We start from the raw sequence: 23,842 nt of genomic DNA, 5'->3' as shown, positions 1-23,842 counted from the left end.
TTTTTATGAAAATTGACGCAACTATTATTCAGATTGATCACTTGACCAAAATCCTGATTGCGCACATTGTAATGATTGAAGGGGATGGCAACTATAGTCACCTGGTTACCAATACCAACCACAGGCATACCTCGTCTACTACCCTGCAAAAGTTTGCACTTGCGTTACCGAGCTTTATCCGCTGCCACAAGCATACGATAATCAACCCCGCTTATATCGTACAAATAAACCACCCCAAAAAAGGGTTGCCAGGGTCGCTGACGCTCACCTTATCGACTGGCGCTTTAGTTGAGGTATCCCGGCGTAGAGCAGGCGAAACGATCCAGGCCGTAGCCGATACCATACTTTACGGACAATTTCTTTCAGACTACCCCCTGGTTTTATTGAGGTAAATTCAGGATTTTTTCCCATTGGACCTGAAGCTTGCGCAGGTGTTCGCCCATAAGCTGTTTGTCAAAAGCGGCAACCGGCAGTTCCATATCGGCCCCCTCTTCGACGCGAAGACTAACAAAAAGAACAGTCCAGCCTTCTACCACCAGTCTGGTCACAAAATCAAGAGCTCCTTCTACGTCTAAATCGCGTGAGCCATAAATAAACTCGCGCTGAGGAACATGGTCTTTGCAGGCAAATAACGTAAGGTAGACCATGTAGTTGAGAATTTCGGCAACGGGTGCCGACAGGAAAACACCTGCCGTAATGAGTTGAATAACATCAGAAAGTAAGAATAGATTCATTTGACGGGTTTAGGTACTTCCCGCAGATCAGCCAAACAGATTATTTGGGCAGTCATCATGAACCGCAATTTTTGAAACCTCCACCATAGCCCGTTTTTACCTCGGTCACAGAAAGAACACCAACCTGTCTCTCAGGCTCCTGTGTATCAAAAAGTCTCATTCTAAATACTACGTATTGAACTTGTTTGGGGCTTTCTCTATAGTAAGTATATACCTCCACTGATCGTATGGCAAAAGGCTCCTTTTGGAATCTTTGTGACGCGGGTTGACTTTTTAGGAGACTTGAACAAAATGAGCATAGATGTGGCGATGACGGTCGTTCTATAGGCGGTTCCGTGATTTTGCAGTACGTACCGGAGAATGACGGGGCGATTCATCTTGTACACTATCTCAAAGGCTTTTTGATCACCCCGGCGTATACGGCTGATAAGCTCCTGATACGTACCCATGCGCCAAAAATCAACAAACAAGCCTTTTACTTTTCGGTTACACCGGGGTTTATAGGCATGAATACCGGGGAATGGGGAAAGGTCCGGGCAGAATGACAATTTTTTGCGGGTGGGTACTTACCATTTACTCACAAACCGGTTGCCTTTGACGTAAAACCGGTAGGGCAGGTCGGCACCCTGCGTAATGCCGATGCGGGTGGTGGTGACCATCTCAAAATCGGGCAGGCTGCGGGGACGAATGTAGAGCGGCCCGGTGGTCAATGAGGAGAAATTGTGTTGATGCCGGTCGACGCCCAGGGCAATGACCAGTTTGCCGGGGCCGCTGCATAGGCCGCGCAGACCGGCTTTGGTGGTGGGGTCAAGGCCCCGTCGTATACCCATCAGATCAAGGCCTTCGGTGGGTTCCAGCGCCCGGATCAGCACGGCCTCGCCGACGCCTTCGGGGCCGGTAACCACGTTCAGGCAGTGATAGTAACCGTAAATCAGGTAGACGTACAGCGTACCGGGCGGCCCGAACATAGCGGCATTGCGGTTGGTCTTTTTGCGGTAGGCATGGCAGGCGGGGTCGCCGGTCAGGTAGGCCTCCGTTTCGACGATGATGCCGGCGGTGGTGCCTTCGTCGCTTTCGTGGACAAGCTCGCAGCCCAGAAGGAGCCGGGAAAGGGTTAGCGTATCGTGTTGTTCGTAAAAGTCGGGGGGAAGTTTCATGGGCTTAATTTCACGCAAAGCCGCAAAGAGAAGGAACAAAAACCTTGCCCGGTATACCTACTCTCGTATTAGTTACGTAAAAAAAGGCATGGCTGTTACCGATAGATACTTTTCAGAAAAAATCGCTGATAGCTTCTTTAATCTGGTTTGTCGATACAATCAAAGGTTTTTTCGTTATCGTCACCTGAATGGGCGTTGTATTGCCTGATGGGGGGCCAAGTACTTCGTACGAACCTTCAACCCCACCAATGGCAGTTTTGATTCGGAAGGTACCTTTGCTGCTATCACCGGTAAACTGCCCACCTTTCTGACCGATAGCCGAACTGGCTTTTACCGTAAACTGGCTGGGTGTGCCGGGAAAATTAATCGTGAATGACGACATAGCTTTAACGAAAATTTGGTACAGAATCCTGAACGCTTCTATGCAGAGAAACCATGCCGGGAAGTTAGTCATTCCCACATGGGATAGCATGTCTTTCTTACAATTCGGTCCCGATTTTCATATAAATACCCCTTAAACCCTTAACTTGCCCCATCAACCTATCTGCCATTATTTGCTGCGCTTATGAAAAATGTACTTGTTGTCGGCCTCGGTAAGGTAGGCTCCCTGGTCGGCATCCTGCTCAACAAACGCTTCAGTGTTACGGGTTTCGACAAGCAGATTCCCGCCCACGCCCTGCCCTTCAAAACCATCCGGGGCGATATTGCCGACGAGGCCACACTGATGGAAATCGTGTCCGACTTCGACGCCGTGGTCTCCTGTCTGCCCTACAACCTGAACCTGCCCATTGCCAAAGCAGCCTACCAGTTGGGCGTTCACTACTTCGACCTTACCGAAGACGTACCCACCACCACCGCCATCCGGGAGATGGCCGAAACCGCCAAAGCCGTCATGGCTCCGCAGTGCGGTCTGGCACCGGGCCTGATCGGCATTGTGGGTGCCGACCTGGCCAAACGCTTTACCAAACTGCGCGACATCGAATTACGGGTGGGTGCTCTGCCCCGCTACCCCAACGGTCTGCTGGGCTACTCGTTTACCTGGTCACCGGCGGGTGTCATCAACGAATACATCAACGACTGCGAAGTGATTGCCAACGGCGTGCGCAAGATGGTGCCCGCCCTCGACGGCATCGAACTCATCAACATCGAGGGGCAGGAGTTCGAAGCCTTCAGCACCTCGGGCGGCCTGGGCACCATGTGCGAAACCTATGCCGGGCAGGTGGATACGCTCAACTACAAGACCATCCGCTATCCAGGCCACGCCAAACTCATGCGCTTTCTGCTGTACGAACTGATCCTGAAAAACAAGCGCCAACTGGTGGAAGACATCCTGACCGAAGCCAAACCACCCGTGCAGGAAGATGTGGTGTACGTATATGCCGTGGTGGAAGGCTGGAAAGGCACCGAACTGGCCCGCGAAGAGTTCTACCGCGCCTACCATCCCCGCCAGATCGACGGGCAGCACTGGCGGGCCATCTCCTGGACCACCGCCGGCTCCGTAGCCGCCGTCGTTGAACTGGTCGCCGATGAAAAGCTCCCCCAAACCGGCTTCCTCAAACAGGAAGACATCTCCCTCTCCGCCTTCCTGGACACCAGCAACGGCCGGTTTTTCCGGGAGGTGAAGGCAATGGTGGAGTTATAAGTGAAGAGTTATGAGTTAAGAATTGAATAGCTTGCGCCAGCCTAATTCTTAACTCATAACTCTTCACTCTTAATTAGATAACGTTCATCGTCTGCTCCTTGATCTTTTCCAGCTCATCTTTCATCTGGACAACGAGTTTCTGGATGGGCGCGTCGTTGGCTTTGGAGCCGATGGTGTTGATTTCGCGGCCGATTTCCTGGGCGATGAAGTTCAGCTTTTTGCCGTTGGCATCCTCGTTGGTGAGTACTTCAATAAAGTAGTCGAGGTGGGTACGCAGACGGACCTTTTCTTCGGAGATGTCGAACTTCTCCATATAGTAGATCAGCTCCTGCTCAAAGCGGTTGCGGTCGAACTCTTCATTGCCGACCAGTTCAACCACGGCGGCCTGCATGCGCTCGCGCACGGCCGGTATCCGCCGGACATCCTGTTCCTCCACAGCCCGCAGCCGGTCGGCAATGGCCTGGATGTATTCCTTAAATTTGCTGTCCAGCGTAGCGCCCTCCTGCTGCCGGAACGCGTCGCAGCGCCGGATAGCCTCTTTCACGGCCCCCAGGATAACTTCCCAGTCGGAAGCACCGGCTTCCGGGTCGGGGGCTTCGGTCAGATAAGCGTTGGGTTGCTGGAGGGCCAGTTTCAGCAGTTCGGCATCGGGTACGGTCAGCAGCATCCCGTTGGCGGTTTCGCGAAGGTCCTGCATGTAGGCCGCTACCAGCGAGCGGTTTATCATCACCGCCGGGCGGATGTCGCCCGTGCGGACAAGATTCAGGCTGAGTTCCACTTTGCCGCGCTCCAGCTGATGCGTAATCAGATTGCGCAGTTCGATTTCTTTGTCGGAATAGCTCTTCGGTATCCGGCAGAAAATATCCAGAAATTTTGAGTTCAGGGTTTTCACCTCGGCCGTAACAGTCAGGCCATTTGCTTCTACAGTCGCACTGCCAAAGCCGGTCATTGATTTGAGCATTTTTTTGGGTTTGGAGGAAGTCTGAAGTCTGAAGTTCGTAGTTTGAGGTTAATTGGGCGGAGCTAACTTCAACCACCGGGCGGCCCCGTTCAGACTTCAAACCTCAAACTATTTTTCCACAACTTGTTTTGGGTTCAGCGCATTCGCTTCCAGATCCTGATGTTCCTTGCGCCGGCGAGCCACATCGCAGGCCATGTACAGGGCCTGGATCATGGAAGTCTCGTCGGCCTGGTTCTTGCCGGCAATATCGTAGGCGGTGCCGTGGTCGGGCGAGGTACGCACAATGGGCAGGCCGGCCGTAAAGTTAACCCCTTCGTCAAAAGCAATAGCCTTGAAAGGAATCAGACCCTGATCGTGGTACATGGCCAGCACTCCATCGAAATCGCGGTACGAGCGGGTACCGAAGAAACCATCGGCCGGGTATGGTCCATAAACCAGTCGTCCCTGCTCACGTAGGTCCTTGATCAGCGGTTTAATGATCTCGTTTTCTTCCTGCCCCAGCAGGCCTTCTTCCCCCGCGTGGGGGTTCAGACCCAACAGGGCAATTTTAGGTTTCTGAATGCCGAAGTCTAGTTTCAGCGACTGATACATTAAATTCAGCTTCTCCACAATCCGCTCCCGCGTAACACTTGAGCGAACGCGCCCCAGGGGAATGTGTCCTGTAACAACGCCCACCCGTAAGGTTTCGCTCACCATGAACATAAGGTTGTCCTGAACGCCAAATTCGTGCGCCAGATACTCGGTATGGCCGGGAAAGGTAAACTCCTCCGATTGAATATTCTGTTTGTTGATGGGAGCTGTAATCAGCGCGTCGAGCTTACCAGCCTTTAAGTCCTCAACGGCCCGTTGGAGACAGGCAAAAGCCGCCTGACCAGCCTCGGTGGTGACTTTGCCGGGCTGAATTTCGTGGTTCTGGTCGTTCCAGCAGGTGATGACATTGGTCAGTTTGTGGCTGGCCTGACTGATATTCTGGATGCCGTTGAGGTTCCAGTCTTTCAGGTTCAGGATGTTCCGGTAGCGGTTTAGGATCCGCATAGAGCCGTAAATAACGGGCGTACAGATGCGCTGCATCCGGTTGTGCTGCAACGCTTTCAGGATGACCTCCGGCCCGATGCCGTTGTAATCGCCCAGCGTAATACCCACCACCAGCCGGTCGGCCGTACCCCGGTCGGCCGTACCCCGGTCGGCCGTACCCCGGTCGGCCGGACCCCGCTCACCGGCACTGCGGTCTTGCCGCTCGGATGAGCCGTTATCGGCCGACCGACGCCCCTCTCTGGCGATTTCACCTGCCATACGGTCTGGCGCAACCCGATCGACCGGTTCATGCCGGTCAGCTACCCCCTCGTTCCGGTCTTTATCCCGTTGGTTTCGATCATTGCCCTGACGATTACCTGAGTTTCGTTCCCCGGGATTTCGTTCCCCGGGATTTCGCTCCCCGGGATTTCGTTCCCCGGATGCCCGTTCTACAGATTGGCGCTCTCCCGACGTTCGCTCTGTCGGCTGACGCTCTCCGCGATTGCGCTCTCTGGAGCCTCGTTCCCCGGCATTTGGCTCGGCGGGTTTGCGTTCTCCAGGATTGCTATCAATAGCGTTGCGCTCTCCGGGGTCTTGCTCCGCCTTATCGCTCTCCTGTCGTTCGGGTCGGTCTTTCAGGTTTTGGTCGGATGTCAGATCAGTATTACGGTCGTTTCGTTTCTCAGGATGGCGCTGTTCCATTAAAGTTTGTTAGTTTCGCCCACGTTTAATCTGTCGCAAGTTACAAAAAGCATACGGATGTCCCAGAATAGACCCAGCATTCTGATTGCCGATGAAATGCACCCGTCTCTGTTTGCCATGCTCACCGAAGCCGGGTTTGCCTATACCTATCTCCCCACCATCAATCGCCAGGACCTTATCGTGCAACTGGCTGATTATGATGGACTCATTATACGTAGTAAAACAACCATAGACGACGATCTGTTACAATCGGCCCCCGGGCTTCGCTTTATCGGTCGGGCCGGAGCCGGCCTGGACCTCATTGACTTACAGGCCGTTGAAAAACGCAACATCCAGGTGGTTCACGCGGGCGAGGGCAACCGCGACGCCGTAGCCGAGCATACCGTCGGGATGCTGCTGACCCTGTTCGCCAGCATCCTGAAAGCCGACCGCGAGGTAAGGCAGGGAATCTGGGACCGAGAAGGCAACCGGGGCATTGAGCTGATGGGCCGGACGGTTGGTCTGCTGGGTTACGGCAACAACGGGCAGGCCACCGCCCAACGGCTCAGCGGCTTCGGCTGCCGTGTCCTGGTCTACGATAAATACCGCACCAACTACGGCGATGCCTACGCCACCGAAGCTACGTTGGACGAAATTATGGCGCAGGCTGATGTGTTGAGTCTGCACATTCCGCTGACGGAGGAGACGAGGATGATAGTGAATAATGACTTGGTAGAACGGTTTGGAAAACCGTTTTACTTAATTAACATCGCCCGCGGGGAGATTGTCTCCCTGTCGGCCGTTGTAAACGGGCTGAAGAGCGGCAAAATCCTCGGTGCCTGTCTGGATGTGCTGGAGAACGAAAAGCTGAAAAACCTAACGCCCGCTCAGCAGGAAGCTTTCGATTACCTCCGGCAGTCGGATCGGGTGGTGCTGACCCCCCACATCGCCGGCTGGACACACGAGAGTTATGTCCGAATCAATGAGGTACTGGTGCGGCAATTGAAAGAGCGCTGGGCACGCTAAATAACTAGCTCGTTTTCTGTATTTTCACCAAAGAGACTAAGCTGTTTCTGCCAATGGAAACGACGCCAATCCCGCGCATCCTGATTTATGAAGAGTTCGATGGGCACCCAATTTACCGGAAAGGCTAGCGAGACGTGGTGCTTGGCCGGAAAACAATTGACGAAATCAGTATGGGGGCCAGCGCGTTTGGCCGATAACCTGCAAAAGTGGGAATTCATCCGGTGGGACTTCCCCTTCACCGTTATCGACAACCACGAGTGCTCTGTTTGGGAGCTCATGCTCGCCAATGGCTTTGACGCCTGACATAAAGCGCTAATTGCTCAGGACCGCACCGCTTGGGCGACAGCTTCGGTGATGACGATCCGCTACCTGCCTTCACCGACAGCCTCATACCGGCGTGCCCTCTTCCCTGTAACCAGCAGCGTCGCCAGGAAGCCGGTCAGGAAGATGGTGACCGTGCCGAAGACGATAGTGAGGTAGCTGTGGAACGGACTGGCCCAGGCCTTAGCGGCTCCCTCCGTCCAGACCAGGGGCGATATACTCATCCACAGAATAAGCAGCAGACCCAGCACAACCCCGATTATTGCGCCCCGTACGTTGATCTTCTCGACAAAAGCGCCCAGCAGAAATATTCCCAGCATCCCCCCGCTGAACACCGACGCCAGCTTCCACCACGCATCCAAAGCGCTCTTCACATTGATCATAGCAATACCGATCAGGATACCCAGAATACTGATAACCAGCGATGCGCCGTACAGCACCCGCATGGAGTCTTTTTCTGAGACGGCCTTCCTGCGAAACCGCTGGTAATAGTCGATCAGAATCACGGTGGAGGAACTGTTGATGCTGGTGGACACGGTACTCATGCCGGCGGCAAAGATGGAGGCAATCAGCAGACCGGTGAGACCGGCGGGGAGTTTGTAGACGATGAAATACGGAAAGACCCGGTCACTCATGCCGGCTTCGCGCAAGGCAGTCGGCAATTCTGCCGGGAAAGCCGTATAGTAGGCGAACAGGGAGGTGCCGATCAGGAAGAACAGCAGGGATACCGGCAGGTACAGCAAGCCGCCCTGAAACGCCGATCGTTTGGCCTCCCGGTCTGATTTGGAGGCCATGTACCGCTGCACGTAGTTCTGGTCGATGCCAAAGTTTTGCAGGTTGATAAAGATGCCGTAGATCAGCACCACCCAAAACGTGGGCTCCGACAGACTCAGGCCAAAGCTGCCCAGGCTGAACTTGTTGTTTTCCTGGGCGATGGCAAACACCTGTCCCGGCCCCTCCGGCATAGAAAACCAGATGTACAGCAGGCAGAGGATGGCTCCTGAAATGAGCACGATGCCCTGAATGGCATCCGTCCACATCACCGCCTGAATCCCGCCCAGCAACGAATACGCCATCACGGTAAGGCCCGTCACGGCAATGATGGTCACGATGTCCCAGCCGAACATAGCGTTGAGCGGCAAGGCCAGCAGGTACAGAATGGTCCCCACCCGCATCACCTGCGTCAGCAGGTAACAGGCCGACACATAGACCCTGGCCCAGAGCCCAAACCGCATTTCCAGGTAGGTGTAGGCCGAGGGGCTGTTGATCTTCCGGTACAGGGGCACAAAGAAGGTAACGGCCACAAACGAAGCAATGGGCAGCGACAGGCTGAAGACAAAGGCGTTCCAGTTGGTCAGGTACGCATTGCCGGGCAAGGCCAGAAAGCTGATACTACTGACAAAAGTGGCAAAGATCGACATGGTAACCACCCAGGCCGGAAAGCTGTGGTTACCAAGCGTGAAAGCTTCTGATGACGTATTTGTCTTATAAAACGAGCTACCCAGCAGGGTCACACCGCCCATGTACAGAAGAAAAACGATCAGGTCTATGGGTTGCAAGGGAATAAGGGGTTAGGTTAGGAGACAGGAGAAACGGTTAATGGACGGGGGCCGGGGTTTGTTCGGTATGCAGTGCCAGCGGAACGGAATACATCTCGGCCAGGGCCTGGAAAGAGTCCTTAAGCGCGTTAAGCCGGATATGGTCCACATTGCTTAAGGTCTCCGTGGGAATACGGGTAACGGTTTCGATCTTCAGCCCGCGCTGTTGCAGAAACAGCTTGGCGGCATAGGGGTAGAAGCTATGCGTCACGCGGTCCATCATGGTCAGAAACGCGTGCAGCCGGTTCAGCGCTTCGGTCCTACCCTTTTGCCGGTATTGGGTCAGCAGGTAGCTGTACAACTCCGGATAAAAATTAGCCGAAATCGGAGACAGGCCACTGGCCCCGGCATCCAGCGAATCGAGGGCCGTGGCGGTATCGGCATTGTACAGATTCAGCAGACTGCCGTGCACGGCCGCGCATTTCCGCGCCAGCAAACCAGAATGACAACTGGTGTCTTTGTGGTACAGAAAACGGCCCGATGCCGCCAGCCACTCCAGCAGTGCCGGACTCAGCAGCCGCTTGTATGGCACCGGGCATTCGTAAACGCCCAGCGGTATATCGCCCGTCTGTGCCATAATCTGCTCCAGACGGCTTTTCAGCACCTCTTCGCTCTCGTCCGGCTGCGCCAGCATATTGGTTACCAGCACCACTGCCTGCACGCCGGTATCGTAGATCTTTTTGATAGATTCCGCCACGGCCGTCACGTCCTGGCTAAACGAGCCGGTCGCCACCACCGGGACATGCCCCCGGCCGGTCTTTACCACTGTCTGCGTAATCAGCAGCCGCTCCTCCTCCGTCAACTGAAACATCTCACTCGACAGGCAGTTGGCAAACAGCCCGCTGCTACCGGCATCCAGGTAGAACTCCGTCAGCCGTTCCAGCCCCGCTACATCTACGGTATTACCCGGCGTCAAGGGCGTAATCATTACCGGCCAAAGCCCGTCCGGCAGTTTCTCAGCCATAATTTTTCTTTTTTAAGTATCCTCTTTCCCGATTGAATCAGACCTTTACCGGCTGCGAATAATTCGCTGCGGGTAGCCTCATCCGTCAAAACTTCAGTATGATAGACGCATCACCGTCTTTTGCGTTCGTAATGCTACCCTCATGAAAAAACTGTCCATACTCGCCGTAACGCTTTTTGTTGCCTTAACCGCTACGGCTCAATCAGCCCGAAAATCCGCTCCGGCAGCTTCCTCCACTACCTTACCCCAGCCTAAACTGGTGGTCGGCATTGTGGTCGATCAGATGCGGTACGACTACTTCTATCGCTACTACGACAAATATAGCGAAAGCGGGTTCAAGCGCATGTTGACCGGCGGCTTCAACTGCCGCAATCACCACTACCCTTACGCGCTGACGGTTACCGGACCCGGTCATGCGGCCGTGTATACGGGTTCCATTCCGGCCATCAACGGCATTATCGGCAACGACTGGTTTGACCCCATGGCCGGCCGGATCATGTACTGCGCCGAGGACAGCACCGTGCAAACGGTCGGCAGCAGCAATGCGCCGGCGGGTAAAATGTCGCCCAGAAACATGCTGACCAGCACCGTTACCGATCAGCTCCGCATTGCCTCCAACTTCCGGTCCAAAACCATCGGTATCTCCATCAAAGACCGGGGCTCTATTCTGCCGGCCGGTCATGCGGCCACGGGTGCGTACTGGTACGATTCCAAAACAGGCAACTGGATCACCAGCACCTACTACCGGACGGAGCTGCCCCAATGGGTAAAAGACATCAACACCCGAAAACTCTATGCCGAGTACACGAAAAATGGCTGGAACACCCTGCGCCCCATCGACGAGTACACCGAAAGTACGCCCGACGACCAGCCGTACGAAGCCCGCATCGGCGGAGCGGCCCGGCCGGTCTTCCCCTACGAACTGGCTGGTACCGCCGGCAATGCCTTTGGGGTAGTCACCGGCACACCCGGCGGTAACACCATGACCAAAGACATGGCCATTGCCGCCATCAAAGGCGAAAACCTGGGCAAAGGCAGTTTCACGGACTTCCTGGCGGTAAGCTTCTCGACACCCGATGGCGTCGGTCACTCGCTCGGGCCAAACTCCATTGAGCAGCAGGATATTTTCCTGCGCCTTGACCTGGATTTTGCCGAGCTGCTGAACTTCCTTGACAGCTGGGTCGGCAAAAACAACTATACTGTTTTCTTAACGGCCGACCATGGCGTAATGGACATTCCGGGCTTCTGGAAACAACACAACCTGCCGGCCGGCATAATCAACAGCACCGAACTCCGCAGTGCATTAAAAAACAAACTGGAAGCAGCCTTCGGACCCGGTGAATACATCCGGTCGACCAGCAACTACCAGCTTTACCTCAACCATCAGGTGCTGCGAGACAAAAAGCTTTCGGTCGATGCGGTGTACGAGGTGGTTCGGGAAGCCCTGCTACCGCTGCCAGGGATTGCCGATGTAATCGACCTGAGGAGCTTAGGCACGGCCAATCTGAACTCGTACCAACTGGAACTGTACAGGAATAACCGCAATGCCAAACGCAGTGGGGATATTCAGATCGTCACCCAGTCGGGCTGGATTTCCGGCAGCGGTACCGGCACTACCCATGGTTCACCGTACAACTACGATACGCACGTACCGTTCCTGCTCTACGGCTGGGGCGTCAACAAAGGCGAAACACTGCGACGTACCTATATCTCCGACATTGCCCCGACTATCTCCGCCCTGCTCCACATACTGCCGCCAAGCGGCAGCGTGGGCAATCCGGTGCAGGAAGCGCTGAAGAAGTAGAAACCGACATGGACATAGAAACTGGACATCGCAAACGTATTGCCCTGATTGCGCATGATGCGCGCAAAGATGAGCTGGTTAACTGGGTAACCGAACATCGAGACACCCTCCTGCGGCATGAACTATTAGCCACGGGTACTACCGGTCGATTGGTAGAGGAGGCCCTGCAAACTCCGGTGCATAAACTCCTGAGTGGTCCGTTAGGGGGCGATCTCCAAATCGGTGCGCTTATTGCCGAAGGGCAGGTTGACGTCCTTATCTTCTTTTGGGACCCCCTGGCCGCCCAACCACATGATCCTGACATAAAAGCGCTGCTTCGGGTCGGTGTGCTGTATAATATTCCCACCGCCAGTAATGAAGCAACGGCGAACCTGATTTTAACGGGGCTATTGGCGGTTATGGATGGTTAAGGTCAAAATCATGGGTTAGTGCTTCTGCAAGACAAAAAGCAAGCAAACTATCATCCGATTTTAATTTGTTTGCTGCCACCGTAACCGTATTGGCAAAATATAGGTTGCTTTAGGTTCGAGCGTATTATCCGGGCCGGAGTTTCCAGAAAATCTTTTGTAACTTGGGCTCGCCGGCTTCGGGATCTCAAGGGTATGCGCTATAGCCAATTGCCTGGCCCCGAAGGCTGCCTAACCCTAGCCTGTTTCCTGAACCCGATATGCACCAACCTGCTCCTGTTACAACACCTGAACCGGCGGTGGCTCAGCCCGCTCCGGTCCGGCGGCTTCTCTCGCTGGATACCCTCCGCGGTTTCGATATGTTCTGGATCATCGGCGGAGAAGATATTTTCCACGTGCTGGCCAAAACTACCGGCTGGGCCTGGGCAGTGCTGATAGCCGGGCAGTTTGTCCACCCCGACTGGAACGGCTTTACGTTTTACGATCTCATCTTCCCGCTCTTCCTCTTCATGGCGGGTGTATCTACCCCTTTTTCCATCGGCAGCCGCCTGGAGAAAGGGACGCCAAAAGCCGCTCTGGCCCAAAAGATCATTACCCGTGGCCTTATTCTGGTGCTGCTCGGTATCATCTACAACAACGGGCTGTTCACCCGGACGCTCGACGATATCCGGTACCCCAGCGTGCTGGGCCGCATTGGCCTGGCGGGCATGTTTGCGCAACTCATCTATGTGTATGCCGGCCGGCGGGCGCAGTACGGCTGGTTCGCCGGATTGCTGCTGGGTTATTGGGCCTTAATGATGCTGGTACCCGTGCCCGGCTGCGGAGCGGGCATCATTACCACAGAGTGCAATCTGGCCAGTTACCTGGATCGCACCCTCCTACCCGGTCGGCTATTACGCGGCATTCACGATCCGCTGGGTATTTTGTCGACCCTGCCGGCCATTTCCAACGCGCTGCTCGGCATTTTTGCGGGTAACCTGCTGCGCACCGACGGCCGGACAATAAGTCAGCCCCGCAAAACCGGTATGCTGGTGATCGCGGGGCTGACGCTGCTGCTGCTGGGCTGGGCCTGGAACTTCGCCTTTCCGGTCAACAAAAACCTGTGGACCAGTTCGTACGTGCTGGTTACCGGTGGCCTGAGCCTGCTGCTGCTGGCCCTGTTTTACTGGGTGATCGACGTGAAGGGTATCCGGAAGTGGACCATCCTCTTTACGGTCATCGGCATGAACTCCGTGCTGATCTACCTGGCCGGCAAGTTCATCGATTTCAACCACACCGCCCAGTACATCTTCGGCGGGCTGATCGGCTTTCTGTCGTCCGATACCGCCAAAGGGCTGGCCGGGGTACTGGCGCTGCTGGCTGTAAAGTGGGTGTTCCTGTATTTTCTGTATCGGAAAAAGGTTTTCCTGCGGGTCTGAGCTATTCACCCTTTAGGATCTACTTCCACGGCCCCGCAGTCTTCCAGAATCTCGACGGCCAGCATGCTTTCCTCGACAGAGTCTATATGCACGGCCACCACAGAACACCGGCTGGCCAGGTCGGCATACTGTTTATAGTAGTCGTCATCGTTACTGCCCAGCAGCGACCGGAAGAAGCCCAGAATACCATCGGTCTGATCCGCATCATCAGCCGATGCGGCCGGGCGTTCTCTGTTGCCGGCAGCCTCCGTATTGGTCGTATCCGTATCAGTCTGGCAGTCGCGCTGATTGACGTCAGCCTCGTCGAAGCCATTGTTTGTTAGTCGGGTTACCGCGTTTTGTGCTTCCGTTGTTGTATCAAAAAAGCCCACCACCAATCGTCTCATGGATCACTAGTTTTAGCGTTGTTAACAAATCATAGTCGTAAACTATATTCAACCCTTACTTTCTCTTTTCTGCGGGTCGCGAATTGCAAAAATTTTCGTATTATCAACCCCTGTTCGCTTAACCTATTCAGTAACACGCAGTATGCACCAACCCATTACCGTAACAACATCTGAACCGGCCGTGGCCCAACCCGCTCCGGTCCGGCGGCTCCTATCCCTCGACACCCTCCGCGGCTTTGATATGTTCTGGATCATCGGCGGAGACAACATCTTTCACGCGCTGGCCAAAACCACCGGCTGGGCCTGGGCCATCTTTATGGCGGAGCAGTTTGAGCATCCCGCCTGGAACGGCTTCAGCCCCTACGACCTTATCTTTCCGCTGTTCCTGTTCATGGCAGGGGTCTCTACGCCCTTCTCCATCGGCAGCCGGCTGGAAAAAGGAGCCCCCAAAGCCGAACTGGCCCGGAAGATCATCACGCGAGGGCTCATCCTGGTGCTGCTGGGCATCATCTACAACAATGGCCTGTTTACCACACCCCTTGCCGAGATGCGCTTCCCCAGCGTGCTGGGCCGGATCGGTCTGGCGGGGATGTGTGCGCAGCTTATCTACGTCTATGCCGGCCGGCGGGCACAGTATAGCTGGTTTGCGGGGCTGCTGCTGGGGTACTGGGCCATGCTCATGCTGATACCGGTGCCGGGCTGCGGGGCGGGTGTGCTGACGATGGAATGCAGCCTCGCGGGGTACGTAGACCGGCTGCTCGTTCCCGGCCATCTGTATAAGACCGTTCATGATCCCGAAGGGCTGTTGTCTACCCTACCGGCTATCGGCAATGCCCTGCTCGGCATTTTTGCAGGTACGCTGCTGCGCACCGACGGTCGGACGGTTGGGCAGGCGCGAAAAACAATCCTGCTGGTACTGGCGGGCGTGGCCTGTCTGCTCGTGGGCTGGGCCTGGAGCTTTGTGTTTCCGCTCAACAAAAACCTGTGGACCAGCTCATTTGTGCTGGTAACGGGTGGCCTCAGCCTGCTGTTACTGGCCTTGTTTTACTGGGTAATCGACGTGAAGAACATCAAACACTGGACCCTCTTTTTCACGGTCATCGGCATGAATTCCATCCTGATTTACATGGCCGGCTCGTTAATTGATTTTGAGCATACCGCGCATTATCTCTTCGACGGCCTGATTGGTTTCCTGTCCTCCGAGCCGGCCAAAGCCGTAGCAGGTGTGCTGGCGTTTCTGGGCGTAAAATGGGCGTTCCTGTATTTTCTTTACCGGAAAAAAGTCTTTCTGCGGGTGTAAGATACGGTTAGCCAAAAAACTGCGGACTGAAGTTCATCAGGTATACCTCATCGGTAGCCCGCGTCAGGGCGGTGTACAGCCAGCGCACAAACTCGTTGTTGACCTGCCCTTCCGGCAGAAAGCCCTGGTCGATAAACACGGCACTCCACTGCCCGCCCTGCGCTTTGTGGCAGGTGAGGGCATAGGCAAACTTTACCTGCAAGGCGTTCAGGTAGGGGTCGCGCCGGATGGCTTCGGCCCGTTCTTTTTTGGACTTGATGTAGAAATAGTCCTTCATCACGCTCTCGTACAAGGCCCGGTGTTCATCGGCGTTCAGCGAGGGCGTGGGCGAGTGCAGCGTATTCAGGATGATCTTGGCCTCAAATTCCGGCTGCTCCTCGTAGTCGACCAGCCGGAGGGTGACGGTCGCAAAGTTAAAGCCGTGCATTTCTTCTTTCTTCCGGATCTTCATCACCTCGGCAAACTCGCCGTTGGCCAGAAAACCGGCGGGCGAGTCTTCTTCCAGGGTGGTGTAGTTGTTCCGGGCAATCATCAGCATATCGCCCGCGTCCAGCTCTTCTTCGCACTGGTTAATCATCCGGCGGACAAACTGGTTATACTGCACCGCCATTTTGTTGGACCGGCACAGAATCACGCTGTTCTCCCGGCCGTATTTATCATAGGCGTAGCGGATACCGTCTTCCAGCCGGGTCAGGGGCATTTTATAAATATCGCGGTACGACTTCGTATCGAGCCGGATGGCCAGCGCACCGGCCGGCCTGGGGGCGGGCTCGGCCACCAGGGCATCGAACCCCAGCAGGTCCGCCGGCAGGGGGGCGGGTTCATCCCCCAGCAGGCTCCGGAGGCTGGTAGCGTTCAGCAGAATACCGGATTCTTCATCCTGCCGCATCACTTCGGTCAGCTCCTGCTCGTAAACGGTCATGTCGAAATTCCGGGCCAGAAAGCCTTTGTCCAGCGCCGGGCTAATATCGCGGCCTACCGGCGGCAACTGAGCGGTATCGCCCACCAGCATCAGCTTGTTGCCGGGGCTTTCGAACACAAAATCGATCAGGTCGGTGAGCAAGCCCTGCGAGCCGTGTTCGGCTTCGTCGGAGATCATGGAAGCTTCATCCACAATAAAGAGGGTATCTTCGTGGTAGTTGCGCTGCCGCTGAAAGCTGAGGCCACCCGATGCGGGGTCGGCCACCTGCCGGTAAATTTTCCGGTGGATAGTCTGCGCCGGCTTTTTGGCGTAATTGGCCATCACTTTAGCCGCCCGGCCGGTGGGAGCCAGCAGCACCGACTTGTACCCGAAGCGGGGCAGCACTTTGATGAGGGTACTGATGAGGGTGGTCTTACCGGTACCCGCGTAGCCTCGCAGCAGAAAGCAGTCCCGGTAGTGTTCAAAGTCTTCGCGGGCGATAAAGACACCGATCTGCTCAAAAAACTGAAGCTGCCCGGCTGTAGGTTTATGGGGGAAACGTTTAGCCAGTAACTGGGCCGCCGTTTGGGTATCATTCATACCTCTAAATTACGAAAGAATTGGCGGATTATCAACCAGGCCGGCCGAGCATTCCATTCCCGAAAGCGGCCTCCCTATTGCTCAATCTTCCGGTTTATTCGTACCTTCATTGCCGTTTACCCACCAACGCGACATACGGTTGAACTACGACGACTGGCTCTTTATTTTCCTGGGCATGATTCTGTCCATGCTGCTGTACAATAGTGTACAGTGGTACATGTACCGGGAGCGGATTTACGGATTGTACACGGCCTATATGCTGGCCTGGCTGGCGTACTTTTCCCTGCGCTCACCCTGGTTCATCAGCCGGCTGGACTATCCGACCTGGCATTATACCCGCATCATCGTCCCGATGGTAGCGTACTTTTTCTACTTCAATTTTGCGAATACGTTTCTGGGGCTCCGGGAAAATAACCCCAGGCTCCTGCGCCTGTTTCGATACGTGCAGGCCGGCCTGATGGCTTATGCGCTGACCGAGGTTGTTTTTTGCTACCTGACGGATTACTGGCAACACCCAATGCACGAACTAGTGCATACGGTGGTCCGGACACTCCTGGCGGTACTGTCGGTGTACATTATCATCAACATTTATCGACGGCCGGAACCGGGTAGCCGCTATTTTATTTCCGGCTCGGCTTTTCTGGTGGTAGGTGGCGTTATAGCGATGGTGTTAACCCTGGTCATCAAGGATTTAGACAACATACTGAGCGTCTGGCAGGCACCCATCACCTACCTGCAACTGGGTATTATTCTGGAACTGGTGTGCTTTTCGCTGGGTCTGACCTACCGCCACCGCCAGGCGTCGGTGAAAGAAGCGGTGGTGGAACAGGCCCTGGCCCACGAACGCGAACAGCGCCGGCGCGAACACCTGGAAGCCGAACTGGCCGTGCAAAAGCTGAAGCAGGAAATGACCGAAATGCAGATGCGGGCGCTCCAGGCCCAGATCAGCCCGCACTTTCTGTTCAACAGTCTCAACTCGCTGTCGTCGCTCATCACCGATGACCCCGATAAGGCCGAACAGTTTGTGGATGAGATGTCGAGCGTGTACCGTTACCTGCTTCAGGCCAACGACCGGGAACTGACGACGGTCAGCACGGAAATCAGCTTTATCAACTCGTACTATCACCTGCTGAAGACCCGCTACGGCCAGGGTATCCACCTCGACCTTGCCATCGGCGACAGCGTCCGCGAGCGGCTGCTGCCACCCCTAACCCTCCAGTTGCTGGTCGAAAATGCGGTGAAGCACAATATTGTCTCCGCCGACCAGCCCCTGCACATCCGCATTGCCACCGATCAGGCTGATTCGCTCATCGTGAGCAACAACCTGCAGCGCAAGCCGAACAGCAGGCTCAACTCGACCCGAAAAGGGCTGCTGAACATTACCGAAAAATATAAGCTGCTCAACCAGCCTGCCATTGAGATTGAGGAGACCAGCGATACGTTTCGGGTGGTGGTGCCGCTGATCGCCAAAAAACTTTCCAGAACCGGGTAATTACCTGCCTCCCCTTTTCTTTTACCTGTCAGATGAACAACCAACGCACTCTGCTATTCGTACTGGTCGCCCTGCTGGGCATACTCGGTGCGTTTGCGCCAAAACCCCGCACCTGGGTGGCTATCGGCGACTCGATCACGTACCTGAATGAGCATCCCGACGAAACAAAGAACCGCATAACCAAAGGGTACATGACTCGGGTGGTTGAGAAGCTGCCGCATATCCGGTACACCAACCAGGGGCATAATGGCTGGACCGCCGGCCGCATTGCCCAGTCTATCGATCAGCTCGGCCTCAATCAGGCAGATATGTACACCATCTTTCTGGGGACCAACGACTGGTGGGCGGGGCGCCCGCTGGGCCGGCTCGCCGATTATCAGGCCAACGCGGGAAACAGCACCGTTTACGGGTCCTTTCGCATCATCATCAACAAACTCCGCAGCCTGAATCCGCAGGCCCGTATCGTCTTGATCACGCCCATGCAGCGTGCCGATTTTGTGTACCTGTTCAATTTCAAAAACAACGCGTTCGGCTCCTACCAGCCCAAAAACGGCCAGTCGCTCGAAGCCTTTGCCAATGCCATTGACTCCATCGGTCGCCTGGAGAAGATCCCCGTGGTAGACCTATATCACACGCGGGCACTGCGGCTCGACAAGCTGATTAAATACAAACGGCTGAAAAACCCCCAGACCGGAATGTACCAGAACTATCGGTATCCGGCGTACACGACCATTCCCTTCAATCCGGAAACGGATGAGTACCCTTATCCCGCTGATGCGGTGGACCAAACCTACGACGGCCTGCATCCCTCCGACGCAGGCTATGACGTGATTAGCCGGAAACTAATCAGGCTGCTCCGGAAATACTGAACCAAAGCCGGCAACAAAGCCGAAAATCGTCTTTGAACGATCTTCAATTCAGGAAGTTTCGCCGGCTATGGTTTCGGTTACCCGGCGGATGTCTGCACTGAGGTTCTGTATGTATGTAAGCTGTTCGGTCAGCAGGTGGTCGTCTTCCGGCCGGGTAGCTACCGGCAGGCGCTCCGGTTCCGCTGCCGTGTCGGGTAAAGGCAGGTCGGTGTCGGGGGCCAGCCGCATCAGCGCCCCGTGCAGCAAGGCTATGGCTTTTTTCACGGGCTTTAAAACGTCAGCGGAATGGGCCGTGTGCGGCTGGTGAATGCGCTCCGACGCAATAGTGGCAATATTGGACGAAACAATATGGTTCAACACCACAAATTCGAGCAGTTCGCTCTGGTGGCGCTGTTTGCTGCGGGGCTCCGACAGCATTCGCTGAAAAGCCGCCGACAGATTGGCCGAACGCACATATACCTCTTTCCGGGCCAGTTTGTAATCGGCAACCGGCACGGCCTTGCCGGCCAGCGTCTGCGCCAGTTGCGACAGGTAATGGAGATTAGCCTTCAGCACGGCGGCCATATGCCCGGTCAGCTGGTCCGACTCCCAGTTGGGAAAAATCAGGTAGCCGGCCGAAAACGCAATGCCGCAGCCGATCAGCGTATCCAGCACACGCTCTTCGGCAATATCCAGAAAACCCAGGCCCATGAAGTTGAACAGGATCAACACAAAGGGGGTGACGCACACCACCATCACAATGTAGTTTTTACGCTGAAAGCTGTACAGCCCCAGCATAAAGAGCAGCAGAAAGATAAACTTCACGGTCTGGTTCTGCACCAGCAGCAGGATGGCCGCGCCAATTACCCCGCCGGCCAGGGTACCCACGATGCGCTCGTAATTTCGCTGCCGGGTGAGGCTGAAGGCTGGTTTCAGAATGGCCGTGATCGTCAGCAGTACCCAGTAGCTATGCTGTCCGTAGGCGAGCAGCCTGATAACCACAAAGCCCGTCAGGCAGGCCAGGGCCATCCGGAGCGAATACCGGAACACCGACGAGTCGAAACTCAGGTTTGTCAGCAACTCCTGGATGTCGATCCGCTGAGCAGAAACAAAGCGGATGTAATCGGCACTGATCCAGCGGTCGGGCGGGTGGGTGGCCCCGCCCGCGAGCAGTTGCCGCATATCGCCGATGCGCCGGTAGAGGTTGCGGAGGTTGACCAGAATTTTTTTCAGCACCAGATTGCTTTCGCCCGTCCCGGTTTCCCCTACCTGGTCGATCCGGGTTTTCAACTGGTCCAGCCTATGGTCAGCATCGGTAGCAGGAGCCAGGGACCGGTTGGCCTGAATGGCTAACCCGAGTTCGTCCAGCTCAACCACCAGGTGATTAATCAGCTCGGCCATCTGATCCAGCACCCCCGTGTGGCCGAACCGTTTCCGCAGCGAGGCATAGTCGTAATACATAGCTGAAATCTGCTCGTATAGGTCTACCGTATCCACAAAAATGAGTACCAGCATCCGCCCGATCGTGGTAGGTTCCTCCACAATCTGCCGGCTTTTGAACAGAATTTCGCGCACCACCTCCTGCTTCTCGCTGACCACCACCTGCTGGGTCACCAACTGCTGATAATCGGCTTTGAGATTGGTGCGGCTATCGTAGAACCGGGCTTTGACCGCCAGGAAGCGGGCAATTTCGTGGACACACTCGCCCAGGGCCTGCTGCGCCAGCCGGTACGGCCGGATACGAAAAAACAGCAGCCCAATGGCCATATACCACAAGCCGCCCGCCAGAATCAGGGCGCTGTGCCCCAAAACGTCCATCGGTGGCAGCGGTCGGTCCATCATCAGGATCAGGGCCAGCAGCGCGGCCGAGCCCACGGCAGCCGCCCGGTTGCCGTATACCACAAACATGGAAAAGAAAAAGCTGCCCAGCAGAATCTCCAGGCCCAGGGTATAGGTATTCAGCCGGGCAAAGCCGGTAATCAGGGCCACCAGCCCTACAAATACCACCCCGGCCAGCATGCCGTTGCGCTTATGCTGCCACGGCCCCGGCATGTCGGTGATGCTGACGCAGAGCGCCCCCAGCGACAGCATCAGTCCGGTATCAAGGGTGTGCAGTTGCCCGACAATCAGCGCCGGCAACAGAATTGCCAGGGTCGTTCGCAGGCCATCCGAAAGGTATTGACTAAAGAGAAAGTACCGGATGCTCCGCAGCGATTTATTCATTCGGGTAGAGACGTCGGCCCCGCCAACCGGCGAAGTCTCTTAACATAAACCGCCGACCGGTCGCTGTGGTTCCGACCGGCCGGCGGCTTCGGCCGGTAAATTGTCAGTAGCCCGCGGCAGCCGCCGTCTTTTACCAGAAAGAATCCTTATTTTGCGCGTTAGTAGTCCGCATATCGCGCGTTAGTAATCCGAAACCCGAAATTCCCAATCCAAAATCCAATGTCCGACTCCCTACCGAACCGCCGTCAGCTTTTAACAACCTTAGCCGCCACCGCCGGAGCCACGCTGCTGCCCCGCGTCAGCCGGTCTCAGCCGAAACCCAAAACGCCCCCCGCGTTTATTCCCTGCCTCAACATGAGCACCATCCGGGGGCAGAAACTGGGCTTTGTCAAAGAACTCGAAGTAGCCTCGAAGGCCGGGTTCCGCTCCGTCGAAATCTGGATCAATACCCTCCAGGATTTTCTGAACAGCGGGGGTACGCTGGCCGATGCCCGGAAGCGGCTCAGCGATCTGGGCCTGAAAGCCGAGCAGGCCATCGGCTTTGCGCAGTGGATTGTAGACGATAACAACACCCGCGCCAAAGGCCTGGAGCAGATGAAACGCGAAATGGACCAACTGGCGCAGATCGACTGCCGGCGCGTGGCCTCTCCGCCCATGGGAGCCACCCAAACGCCCGGTCTCGACTTACGGAAAGCCGCCGAACGCTACCGGGCCATTCTGGAGCTGGGCGATCAGACCGGCGTTGTGCCCAACCTGGAACTCTGGGGCTTTTCGGCCAATCTGAACCGGCTGAGCGACGTTATGTACGTGGCCGTTGAAAGCGGTCACCCCTCGGCCCGGCTCCTGCTCGATGTGTACCACCTCTACAAAGGCAAATCAAGTCTCGATAGCCTCCCGCTGGTGGGCAAACCGGGCATTGAGATCTTCCACGTGAACGATTACCCGGCTACGCTGTCGCCGGAGGTCATTACCGATGCCGACCGCGTGTATCCGGGCGACGGTGTTGCCCCGATCCGGCGCATTCTGCAAACGATTCGTAATCCGGACCGTCCCATTGTGCTGTCGCTGGAAGTGTTCAACAAAAACTACTACGCCCAGCCGGCCGAACAGGTGGTCCAGACCGCCCTGGCAAAAATGAAAGCCCTGACCGACGGTATCTGACCAGTGCTGCGCAACTGCTTTCGGAGACGTTTTGGCGGGAAAATTGTTATGACAAAAATAGCGTGTTCCCCCACTCGTTCATCTATGAAGGCAGTTGTAATCAACCAGAACGGCGACAGCAGCGTATTGCAGCTCCAGGACGTACCCCAGCCGGTACCCGATCACCACGATGTGCTCATCCGCGTGTACGCCACCAGCATCAATCCCCTCGACTGGAAACTGCGGGCAGGTTTCTCTAAATGGCTGCCGGGAAAGTTCCCCAGGATTCTGGGGGCCGAATGCGCCGGCGAAGTAGTGGCCACCGGGCTGATGGTGACGGACTTCCGGCCCGGCGACCGGGTAGTGGCCGAACTCGGCCTGGACGGGGGCGGCTATGCCGAATACGCGCTGGCCCATCAGAAGAACGTGGTGAAACTGCCCGACGATCTTGATTACGTGCCGGCGGCTGCCATTCCTATTGCGGGTCTCACGGCCTTGCAGGCCCTACGGGACCTGGGCCATCTGCGACCCGGCGATCAGGTGCTGATCAACGGCGCTGCGGGCGGAGTGGGCACCTTTGCGGTGCAGATTGCGTGTATCCTGGGCGGCCGCGTTACGGCTGTATGCAGTGACCGCCATACCGACCTGGTGCGCCGGTTAGGAGCCGGCCGCGTTATCGATTACCGGAAGGAGGATTTTACGCAGCTCCCCGACCGCTATAAAATCATTTTTGATACGGTGAGCAAGCGGTCTTTCAGCGAGTGCAAAAAGGTGCTGACCGACGACGGCATTTACATTGCTACGGTACCCTCGGCTGCGCAGCTTTTTCAGGATGTGGTCACCACCTTTACCAACCAGAAGACCGATACGATTGCCATGAAGTTCAGCAAAGACGATATGCACTGGCTGCTGACCCTGGTAGCGGCCGGTCGGCTGGAACCGGTGATCGAGCATGTGTATCTGCTGCCGGAAATAGCCAAAGCGCACCAGCACAGTGAAGCCGGCCACGCAACGGGCAAACTGGTGGTGGCCATTAATCATTCGGACGAGGAAAAATAAGAGAAAAAAGCCTGATCGGCTTACATTTCCCAACCAGGCTTTTTTTGCGCTAACTGTTCCGATCCGGAAATTTCTCTACGATTCGTTCGACCTGCCGGGTCAGTTGCTCATTGATATTGGCGGGGTTACCCACGGCATCTTCAATAGAACCGTCCGGTAGCGGCTA

Annotated in this window: 22 protein-coding genes; 12 read left to right on the top strand and 10 right to left on the bottom strand. The window is 55.8% G+C overall.

Going from position 1 to position 23,842, the window contains the following annotated elements; genetic code table 11:
- The first annotated feature begins 5 nt into the window (after positions 1 to 5).
- A complete protein-coding gene (locus ABD931_RS25720; RefSeq protein ID WP_345270899.1) occupies positions 6 to 392 on the top strand; it encodes a LytR/AlgR family response regulator transcription factor in 387 nt (128 codons plus the stop codon).
- Here ABD931_RS25720 and ABD931_RS25715 read toward each other — a convergent pair.
- From ABD931_RS25715 to ABD931_RS25705, 3 genes are all read right to left on the bottom strand, one after another.
- Positions 381 to 734 (bottom strand): hypothetical protein, encoded by a 354-nt coding sequence (locus ABD931_RS25715; protein ID WP_345270898.1) that lies wholly within the window; start codon positions 732 to 734, stop codon positions 381 to 383. The two genes, ABD931_RS25720 and ABD931_RS25715, sit on opposite strands and share 12 nt — an antisense overlap.
- A gap of 566 nt (positions 735 to 1,300) precedes the next feature.
- Positions 1,301 to 1,891 (bottom strand): DNA-3-methyladenine glycosylase, encoded by a 591-nt coding sequence (locus tag ABD931_RS25710; RefSeq protein WP_345270897.1) that lies wholly within the window; start codon positions 1,889 to 1,891, stop codon positions 1,301 to 1,303.
- 112 nt (positions 1,892 to 2,003) lie between these two features.
- Positions 2,004 to 2,273 (bottom strand): hypothetical protein, encoded by a 270-nt coding sequence (locus ABD931_RS25705; protein WP_345270896.1) that lies wholly within the window; start codon positions 2,271 to 2,273, stop codon positions 2,004 to 2,006.
- A gap of 183 nt (positions 2,274 to 2,456) precedes the next feature.
- On the opposite strand from ABD931_RS25705, the gene ABD931_RS25700 reads away from it, so the two are divergent.
- Entirely contained in the window at positions 2,457 to 3,533 is a 1,077-nt protein-coding gene (locus tag ABD931_RS25700) for a saccharopine dehydrogenase family protein (RefSeq protein ID WP_345270895.1), read from the top strand.
- Between the two features lie 73 nt (positions 3,534 to 3,606).
- Here ABD931_RS25700 and ABD931_RS25695 read toward each other — a convergent pair whose 3' ends face one another.
- Positions 3,607 to 4,494, bottom strand: coding sequence for a YicC/YloC family endoribonuclease (locus ABD931_RS25695; protein WP_345270894.1), 888 nt, complete (start codon positions 4,492 to 4,494; stop codon positions 3,607 to 3,609).
- Positions 4,495 to 4,602: 108 nt separating this feature from the next.
- A complete protein-coding gene (gene pdxA, locus ABD931_RS25690; protein WP_345270893.1) occupies positions 4,603 to 6,210 on the bottom strand; it encodes a 4-hydroxythreonine-4-phosphate dehydrogenase PdxA in 1,608 nt (535 codons plus the stop codon).
- 57 nt (positions 6,211 to 6,267) lie between these two features.
- Between pdxA and ABD931_RS25685 the strand changes: the two genes are divergently transcribed.
- Both ABD931_RS25685 and ABD931_RS25680 read left to right on the top strand, forming a co-directional pair.
- Positions 6,268 to 7,215 (top strand): 2-hydroxyacid dehydrogenase, encoded by a 948-nt coding sequence (locus ABD931_RS25685; protein WP_345270892.1) that lies wholly within the window; start codon positions 6,268 to 6,270, stop codon positions 7,213 to 7,215.
- Positions 7,216 to 7,371: 156 nt separating this feature from the next.
- A complete protein-coding gene (locus ABD931_RS25680) occupies positions 7,372 to 7,518 on the top strand; it encodes a hypothetical protein (protein ID WP_345270891.1) in 147 nt (48 codons plus the stop codon).
- Between the two features lie 62 nt (positions 7,519 to 7,580).
- Here ABD931_RS25680 and ABD931_RS25675 read toward each other — a convergent pair whose 3' ends face one another.
- Entirely contained in the window at positions 7,581 to 9,101 is a 1,521-nt protein-coding gene (locus tag ABD931_RS25675) for a sodium:solute symporter family protein (RefSeq protein WP_345270975.1), read from the bottom strand.
- Between the two features lie 31 nt (positions 9,102 to 9,132).
- Positions 9,133 to 10,098 (bottom strand): dihydrodipicolinate synthase family protein, encoded by a 966-nt coding sequence (locus tag ABD931_RS25670; RefSeq protein WP_345270890.1) that lies wholly within the window; start codon positions 10,096 to 10,098, stop codon positions 9,133 to 9,135.
- Positions 10,099 to 10,240: 142 nt separating this feature from the next.
- Here ABD931_RS25670 and pafA point away from each other — a divergent pair, with 142 nt between their 5' ends.
- The 3 genes from pafA (at position 10,241) to ABD931_RS25655 (ending at position 13,727) form a co-directional block, all read left to right on the top strand.
- Entirely contained in the window at positions 10,241 to 11,902 is a 1,662-nt protein-coding gene (pafA, locus tag ABD931_RS25665; protein ID WP_345270889.1) for an alkaline phosphatase PafA, read from the top strand.
- Between the two features lie 8 nt (positions 11,903 to 11,910).
- The gene (locus ABD931_RS25660) at positions 11,911 to 12,312 is read left to right on the top strand and encodes a methylglyoxal synthase (protein WP_345270888.1); all 402 of its coding nucleotides are present in this window, start codon (positions 11,911 to 11,913) and stop codon (positions 12,310 to 12,312) included.
- Positions 12,313 to 12,569: 257 nt separating this feature from the next.
- Positions 12,570 to 13,727 carry an acyltransferase family protein gene (locus tag ABD931_RS25655; RefSeq protein ID WP_345270887.1) on the top strand — a complete coding sequence of 386 codons (1,158 nt, stop codon included), beginning with the start codon at positions 12,570 to 12,572 and terminating at the stop codon, positions 13,725 to 13,727.
- Between the two features lie 5 nt (positions 13,728 to 13,732).
- Here ABD931_RS25655 and ABD931_RS25650 read toward each other — a convergent pair whose 3' ends face one another.
- The gene (locus tag ABD931_RS25650; RefSeq protein WP_345270886.1) at positions 13,733 to 14,113 is read right to left on the bottom strand and encodes a hypothetical protein; all 381 of its coding nucleotides are present in this window, start codon (positions 14,111 to 14,113) and stop codon (positions 13,733 to 13,735) included.
- A gap of 142 nt (positions 14,114 to 14,255) precedes the next feature.
- Between ABD931_RS25650 and ABD931_RS25645 the strand changes: the two genes are divergently transcribed.
- Positions 14,256 to 15,413, top strand: a complete 1,158-nt coding sequence (locus ABD931_RS25645) for an acyltransferase family protein (RefSeq protein WP_345270885.1) — start codon at positions 14,256 to 14,258, stop codon at positions 15,411 to 15,413.
- Positions 15,414 to 15,420: 7 nt separating this feature from the next.
- Here ABD931_RS25645 and ABD931_RS25640 read toward each other — a convergent pair whose 3' ends face one another.
- On the bottom strand, positions 15,421 to 16,914 hold the full coding sequence (locus tag ABD931_RS25640; RefSeq protein WP_345270884.1) for an ATP-dependent DNA helicase: 1,494 nt from the start codon (positions 16,912 to 16,914) through the stop codon (positions 15,421 to 15,423).
- A 139-nt stretch (positions 16,915 to 17,053) separates the two neighbouring features.
- On the opposite strand from ABD931_RS25640, the gene ABD931_RS25635 reads away from it, so the two are divergent.
- Positions 17,054 to 18,406 carry a sensor histidine kinase gene (locus ABD931_RS25635; protein WP_345270883.1) on the top strand — a complete coding sequence of 451 codons (1,353 nt, stop codon included), beginning with the start codon at positions 17,054 to 17,056 and terminating at the stop codon, positions 18,404 to 18,406.
- Between the two features lie 32 nt (positions 18,407 to 18,438).
- Positions 18,439 to 19,275, top strand: a complete 837-nt coding sequence (locus ABD931_RS25630; RefSeq protein ID WP_345270882.1) for an SGNH/GDSL hydrolase family protein — start codon at positions 18,439 to 18,441, stop codon at positions 19,273 to 19,275.
- Positions 19,276 to 19,323: 48 nt separating this feature from the next.
- Here ABD931_RS25630 and ABD931_RS25625 read toward each other — a convergent pair whose 3' ends face one another.
- The gene (locus ABD931_RS25625; protein ID WP_345270881.1) at positions 19,324 to 21,477 is read right to left on the bottom strand and encodes an FUSC family protein; all 2,154 of its coding nucleotides are present in this window, start codon (positions 21,475 to 21,477) and stop codon (positions 19,324 to 19,326) included.
- A gap of 219 nt (positions 21,478 to 21,696) precedes the next feature.
- Here ABD931_RS25625 and ABD931_RS25620 point away from each other — a divergent pair, with 219 nt between their 5' ends.
- Both ABD931_RS25620 and ABD931_RS25615 read left to right on the top strand, forming a co-directional pair.
- Positions 21,697 to 22,638 carry a sugar phosphate isomerase/epimerase family protein gene (locus ABD931_RS25620; protein WP_345270880.1) on the top strand — a complete coding sequence of 314 codons (942 nt, stop codon included), beginning with the start codon at positions 21,697 to 21,699 and terminating at the stop codon, positions 22,636 to 22,638.
- A gap of 84 nt (positions 22,639 to 22,722) precedes the next feature.
- The gene (locus tag ABD931_RS25615; protein ID WP_345270879.1) at positions 22,723 to 23,676 is read left to right on the top strand and encodes an NAD(P)-dependent alcohol dehydrogenase; all 954 of its coding nucleotides are present in this window, start codon (positions 22,723 to 22,725) and stop codon (positions 23,674 to 23,676) included.
- Positions 23,677 to 23,842 lie beyond the last annotated feature (166 nt).

It is taken from the genome of Nibrella viscosa (genome assembly GCF_039541875.1).
Taxonomy (GTDB): Bacteria; Bacteroidota; Bacteroidia; order Cytophagales; family Spirosomataceae; genus Nibrella; species Nibrella viscosa.
The sequence above is the reverse complement of the archived record's forward strand: the minus strand, read 5'-3'. Positions and strand labels throughout refer to the sequence as shown.

Bases quoted from the DNA above. Each gene is read 5' to 3' on its own strand.
- ABD931_RS25720 (WP_345270899.1), top strand. From the start codon at position 6: ATGAAAATTGACGCAACTATTATTCAGATTGATCACTTGACCAAAATC.
- ABD931_RS25715 (WP_345270898.1), bottom strand. From the start codon at position 734: ATGAATCTATTCTTACTTTCTGATGTTATTCAACTCATTACGGCAGGT.
- ABD931_RS25710 (WP_345270897.1), bottom strand. From the start codon at position 1,891: ATGAAACTTCCCCCCGACTTTTACGAACAACACGATACGCTAACCCTT.
- ABD931_RS25705 (WP_345270896.1), bottom strand. From the start codon at position 2,273: ATGTCGTCATTCACGATTAATTTTCCCGGCACACCCAGCCAGTTTACG.
- ABD931_RS25700 (WP_345270895.1), top strand. From the start codon at position 2,457: ATGAAAAATGTACTTGTTGTCGGCCTCGGTAAGGTAGGCTCCCTGGTC.
- ABD931_RS25695 (WP_345270894.1), bottom strand. From the start codon at position 4,494: ATGCTCAAATCAATGACCGGCTTTGGCAGTGCGACTGTAGAAGCAAAT.
- pdxA (WP_345270893.1), bottom strand. From the start codon at position 6,210: ATGGAACAGCGCCATCCTGAGAAACGAAACGACCGTAATACTGATCTG.
- ABD931_RS25685 (WP_345270892.1), top strand. From the start codon at position 6,268: ATGTCCCAGAATAGACCCAGCATTCTGATTGCCGATGAAATGCACCCG.
- ABD931_RS25670 (WP_345270890.1), bottom strand. From the start codon at position 10,098: ATGGCTGAGAAACTGCCGGACGGGCTTTGGCCGGTAATGATTACGCCC.
- pafA (WP_345270889.1), top strand. From the start codon at position 10,241: ATGAAAAAACTGTCCATACTCGCCGTAACGCTTTTTGTTGCCTTAACC.
- ABD931_RS25660 (WP_345270888.1), top strand. From the start codon at position 11,911: ATGGACATAGAAACTGGACATCGCAAACGTATTGCCCTGATTGCGCAT.
- ABD931_RS25655 (WP_345270887.1), top strand. From the start codon at position 12,570: ATGCACCAACCTGCTCCTGTTACAACACCTGAACCGGCGGTGGCTCAG.
- ABD931_RS25650 (WP_345270886.1), bottom strand. From the start codon at position 14,113: ATGAGACGATTGGTGGTGGGCTTTTTTGATACAACAACGGAAGCACAA.
- ABD931_RS25645 (WP_345270885.1), top strand. From the start codon at position 14,256: ATGCACCAACCCATTACCGTAACAACATCTGAACCGGCCGTGGCCCAA.
- ABD931_RS25640 (WP_345270884.1), bottom strand. From the start codon at position 16,914: ATGAATGATACCCAAACGGCGGCCCAGTTACTGGCTAAACGTTTCCCC.
- ABD931_RS25630 (WP_345270882.1), top strand. From the start codon at position 18,439: ATGAACAACCAACGCACTCTGCTATTCGTACTGGTCGCCCTGCTGGGC.
- ABD931_RS25625 (WP_345270881.1), bottom strand. From the start codon at position 21,477: ATGAATAAATCGCTGCGGAGCATCCGGTACTTTCTCTTTAGTCAATAC.
- ABD931_RS25620 (WP_345270880.1), top strand. From the start codon at position 21,697: ATGTCCGACTCCCTACCGAACCGCCGTCAGCTTTTAACAACCTTAGCC.
- ABD931_RS25615 (WP_345270879.1), top strand. From the start codon at position 22,723: ATGAAGGCAGTTGTAATCAACCAGAACGGCGACAGCAGCGTATTGCAG.